This window comes from Salinibacterium sp., from assembly GCF_031364185.1.
In the GTDB taxonomy this organism is placed as follows: Bacteria; Actinomycetota; Actinomycetes; order Actinomycetales; family Microbacteriaceae; genus Rhodoglobus.
On record NZ_JANLVV010000132.1, the window covers coordinates 1 to 4,323 of the forward strand.

Consider the following 4,323-nt stretch of genomic DNA (forward strand, 5'->3'; position numbering starts at 1 on the left):
GTCGCCGCGACTCGACGGACACGCTGTCACTGTTCTTGTTACGGTCACGGCCGCCGACCTTGCGGATGAGGATGGCCGGGATTCCGATGCGATCGGCGTCATGTCCGGCTCGCCGTTTCCCGTCTCCCGTCGCACTATCGAGGGATTCATCGACGCCGGCGGGTACCGGGTCGCCACGATAGACGATGGTGGCAGGGTCACCGCGATCAGCTCGCCCCAACGATGCTTCACCCCGATGCAGAGGCTGGGGATGGTCGCTCGAGACGGCCTCGGCTGCGTGACCCCCGGATGCTCAAGCCCGCACTACACGCTGCAGGCACACCACGTGATCCCCGACCGCGACGGCGGGCCCACCGCACTGGATAACGGGCTACTACTCTGCTACTGGCATCACCAGCAAGTTGACACCGGGCCATGGCAGTACCGCATGATCGAAGGTCTTCCCTACGTACGCGGGCCCGGGGTTCCCGACTGGACTCCGGCACGCAAACCAGTTGCACGAATCGCATAACGCAGGGATAGCTTGAGCGCGGGTTTTAGCCGGGCCCGCGCCTGTTGCAGATCAGCGCCGTCACGGCAGGCAGTCGCGCTGCTTGAGCCGTGCGCCTCTCGCGTCCCGACAGCCAGATCAGGTGGCGGCGAGGCGCTGCTTCTCGGCCTCGATGTCATAGTCCACGGCGGGCCACTGTGGGTCGAGGCGACGCAGCGCCTCGAGCAAGAGGTGCTGCACGGCCCAGCGGGCGTACCACTTGCGGTCGGCCGGGATCACGTACCACGGGGCATCCACCGTCGACGTTCTGGTGAGCGCGATCTGGTACGCCTCCTGGTACTGATCCCACGACTGCCGCTCATCCACGTCACCGGGGTTGTACTTCCAGTGCTTATCGGGGCGATCGAGGCGCTCCTGCAGTCGCGCTCTCTGCTCATCCGCACTGATGTGAAGCATCACCTTGATAATCGTCGTGCCGGAGTCTGCCAGCTCACGCTCGAACTCGTTGATGATGCCGTAGCGCTCCTCGATTGCGTCGGGCGTCGAAAATCCGCGCACCCGGTGGATCAGCACATCCTCGTAGTGCGACCGATCGAACACCCCAATCTGCCCGGCCTGCGGCAGCTCCGCGCGGATGCGCCAGAGAAAATCGTGCGACCTTTCCTCCTCGGTGGGCGCCTTGAACGCATGCAGGTGGATGCCCTGCGGATCGGTCTCGCCGATGACGTGACGCACGATGCCGCCCTTGCCCGCCGTATCCATCGCTTGCAGCACCAACAGCACGCTGCGGGTACCGCCGAACTTGCTCTCGGCGAAGAGCCGCTCCTGCAGACCGGCCAGCTCCCCACCGCTGTCGGCGAGCTCGCGCTCAGCCGCCTTCTTATCGCCGCTGAAACCGGGAGTGGATGAGGTGTCGATCGCCGCGAGATCGAAACCGGCGGCAACGGGAAAGAGAAGACTCATGAGTCCACGCTAGCGGGCGAGCGGCACCTCGACGATGGTCTGGCCAGTGGATGCCGTCAGCGCCTGCTCGAGTTCGCCCCTGTTCTGCACGCGCAGGTACGACCAGCCGTACGCCGCGGCCAGCTGCTCGATCGACACCTGCTGGGGAGTCAGCAGCACCCGGTCAAAGCTGGGGCCAGCGGATCGCGCCACCTCGAGCCCGTCGAAGATGGTGCCCCCGTTGTCGTTGCCCACGATGACCTGGATGCGCGGCCTCGCCTCCCCGACACCGAACAGCAGCGCGCCGGCGTCGTGCAGCAGCGCGAGGTCGCCGAGCAGCACCCGGGTGGTGCCAGCGGAAGCGGGCTGGCTCGACAGCGCGATGCCGAGCGCCGTGGATATGGTGCCGTCAATGCCGGCGAGTCCGCGATTGGCGTGCACGGGAATCTTTTTACCGGTCGCGACGCGATCCACTTCACGGATAAGCCTGGATGCCCCGAGCACCAGTCGGTCGTGCGGCCATGTGGCGCGCCACACGGCTTCGACCAGCGAACGCCTGGTCACGGGGGCACGCACGGCGGCGAGCTCGGCTTTGGCGTGCGTGGCCGGGTCGGCCGAAGCATCCGGGGCATGATCGATGGGCTGGATCAGCGCACGGGACGCGCTCACCCAACGGCCCACCCAGGCCCCGTCGGTCGAGGGATCACCGGTGACCGTCACCGAATCGGCAAACGTGGTGACCCTGCGCCCCGGGTTGTAGTCGTCGGCGGAAGCGCCGCGGACGACGATCGTCTCGACGCCGGGGCGCTGGATCAGGGCCGGCACCTCGCGGCTGAGCGTCGGATGCCCGAACACGATCACGCGCGCGACCCGGTCACCGAAGTTGGCGGTGTTCAAGAGTTCGCGATAGGCGACCACGAGGTGCGGGCCGAAGTGCGCGCCGCTCGACACCTCCGCGATGAGCGGTGCGCCGAGCTCGCGGGCGACCTCCTCCGCGCGCTCGCCAGCGCCGGTGCCCGCGACCACGATTGTGCCGGGCATTGTTCGCAGTTCAAGGCCGGCCGGGAGCGCCTCCGGCAGTTCCATGCTCGAGAGTGCTTCCGGAAGCTTCACCTCGGGCGCCTGAACCACCAGCGACTCAAGCACCAGCGGGGCCGACAGCGGCTCGGCAAACGAAAGATTGAGATGTACGGGTCCGGATGCCGCGGCCACCGCATCACGGGCCAGCTGCGCCGCCGCGCGCCGCTCGCCGGGTTCGCCGGTCGGAGCGCGCACGTCCCAGGTTCGTGTCACCGCCGCACCGAAAATGCCCGGCTGCTCAGTGGTCTGGTTGGAGCCGATGCCGCGCAGCTCGTCCGGGCGATCCCCGCTCAGCACGATCAGCGGAACGCCGGAGTGGTGGGCCTCCAGCACCGCGGGATGCAGGTTCGCGACGGCCGTTCCCGAGGTGGTGACCAGCAGCACCGGCGTGCGGGTTTCGATCGCGATGCCGAGGGCGAGGAAGCCGCCAACACGTTCGTCGATGCGCACCCTGAGGCGCAGCATCCCGAGCCGTTCAAATTCGGCGGCGGCAAGCGCGAGCGCCTGCGAGCGCGAACCTGGGCCGAGCACTACATCGCGAACGCCGAGGCGAACGAACTCATCGAGCAAGGCGACCGCGAAATCGGTCGCGGGAGAGTCAGTCTTTGGGCGGGTCATCGTCGAGGTCTGCGAGCTCCTGCTCGAGGCGGCGGATGCGTTCGTCCTGCGCCTCGTCGCGGCGAATGTTGCGGAGGAACGTGGGGTCGTCATCCGGCGCGACGGTTCTGGACTGGCCGCTGCCGGTGGCCTTCTCCTTGCCGATGAAGAACCACAGGATGGCACCGACCACGGGGACCACAAGGATGAGAAGCACCCAGACGACCTTGGGCATCGCACGCACCCGGCGCTGGTCGACAAGGATGACGTCCACGATGGCGAACACGTCCAATGCAAGGACTATGAACGGGACGATCACAAGCAGTCGGGACATTCTCTGATTCTAGGCTCGCAAACTGCACCCAGCCTGCGTGAATACACTGGCACCGTGAAACCCTGGGTCGCCTACAGCCTCGTTCGTATCGGACTGTTTGCCGCGATCTTCGCCGCACTGTTCATCGCCGGCGTCGAGGCCTGGCTTAGCGCGGTCATCGGCGCGATCGTCAGCCTGTGCGTGAGCTACCTTTTTTTCGGCAGGCTTCGGGATGCCGTTGCGCGCGATATCGTCGCCCGCCGCGCCAGGCCCCCCGGCGATGCCGACACCGCCGCCGAAGATCTGTAGGGGCCGCTGCGCGCCGCGCAGCGCCCGCTGCGTCCCGACGCGCCGCGCGTCCCGGCGCGCCCTTGTCCCTACCCCACCGAGACCGCTCAAGTTGTTACTTCCGGACGCTTCGTAGCAACAGCTTGAGCGGTCTGGATTTGCCGCGGGCGGGCGGCTGGCCGGCGGCACGAGCCCGGACGGCGCAGCGCGTCGGGACCGGCCCCTCACCCCGCTGCGCGACCCCATCCCGCCCCTCAACCGAATCCGCCACACCGCCGGTTGCCTCCTATCCCCCAGCCGCACCGTCGTCCCGTCCCGCCCGCGCCCCGGTCCCTCGCTGCGCCGCCCCGCACGGCCGTCCCGCCGAGACTGTGCACACTGTTGCTTCCGGATGCTCGATAGCAGCAGTGTGAGCGATCCCGAGGTGCCGCGGGGCGCGTGGGTCGACCGCCGCGGCGCGAGCTGATCCGTCGGGACTATCTCATGAACGGTGTTTCCGGCGGTTCTCATTTAGTAGGTCTCCGCGGCCGGCCAGCGGTCTGCGAAGGTGATGGCGAAGGCGTTCAGCGCGGGCTTCCAGCGCATCGTCCATCGGGTGCGGCCACGACCGGTG

General features: G+C 67.7%; 5 protein-coding genes. 2 read left to right on the forward strand and 3 right to left on the reverse strand.

Annotated features, from left to right (window positions below; translation table 11 throughout):
* Window positions 1–511 (forward strand): HNH endonuclease signature motif containing protein (locus RMN95_RS05975; RefSeq protein WP_309616033.1); only part of this gene is annotated, 511 nt, incomplete at its 5' end.
* Between the two features lie 117 nt (window positions 512–628).
* On the opposite strand, the gene RMN95_RS05980 is transcribed toward RMN95_RS05975, so the two are convergent.
* From RMN95_RS05980 to RMN95_RS05990, 3 genes are read right to left on the reverse strand one after another with little or no spacing between them, the layout of a single operon-like run.
* Window positions 629–1,453 (reverse strand): polyphosphate kinase 2 family protein, encoded by an 825-nt coding sequence (locus RMN95_RS05980; protein WP_309616034.1) that lies wholly within the window; start codon window positions 1,451–1,453, stop codon window positions 629–631.
* Between the two features lie 9 nt (window positions 1,454–1,462).
* Window positions 1,463–3,130 (reverse strand): 2-succinyl-5-enolpyruvyl-6-hydroxy-3-cyclohexene-1-carboxylic-acid synthase, encoded by a 1,668-nt coding sequence (gene menD, locus RMN95_RS05985; protein ID WP_309616035.1) that lies wholly within the window; start codon window positions 3,128–3,130, stop codon window positions 1,463–1,465.
* A complete protein-coding gene (locus tag RMN95_RS05990) occupies window positions 3,111–3,443 on the reverse strand; it encodes a PLDc N-terminal domain-containing protein (RefSeq protein ID WP_309616036.1) in 333 nt (110 codons plus the stop codon). The genes menD and RMN95_RS05990 overlap by 20 nt, the downstream gene beginning before the upstream one ends.
* A gap of 54 nt (window positions 3,444–3,497) precedes the next feature.
* Here RMN95_RS05990 and RMN95_RS05995 point away from each other — a divergent pair, with 54 nt between their 5' ends.
* Window positions 3,498–3,731: a DUF4229 domain-containing protein gene (locus RMN95_RS05995; RefSeq protein ID WP_309616037.1), complete on the forward strand. Its 234-nt coding sequence runs from the start codon at window positions 3,498–3,500 to the stop codon at window positions 3,729–3,731.
* Window positions 3,732–4,323 lie beyond the last annotated feature (592 nt).

Bases quoted from the DNA above. Each gene is read 5' to 3' on its own strand.
- RMN95_RS05980 (WP_309616034.1), bottom strand. From the start codon at position 1,453: ATGAGTCTTCTCTTTCCCGTTGCCGCCGGTTTCGATCTCGCGGCGATC.
- RMN95_RS05990 (WP_309616036.1), bottom strand. From the start codon at position 3,443: ATGTCCCGACTGCTTGTGATCGTCCCGTTCATAGTCCTTGCATTGGAC.
- menD (WP_309616035.1), bottom strand. From the start codon at position 3,130: ATGACCCGCCCAAAGACTGACTCTCCCGCGACCGATTTCGCGGTCGCC.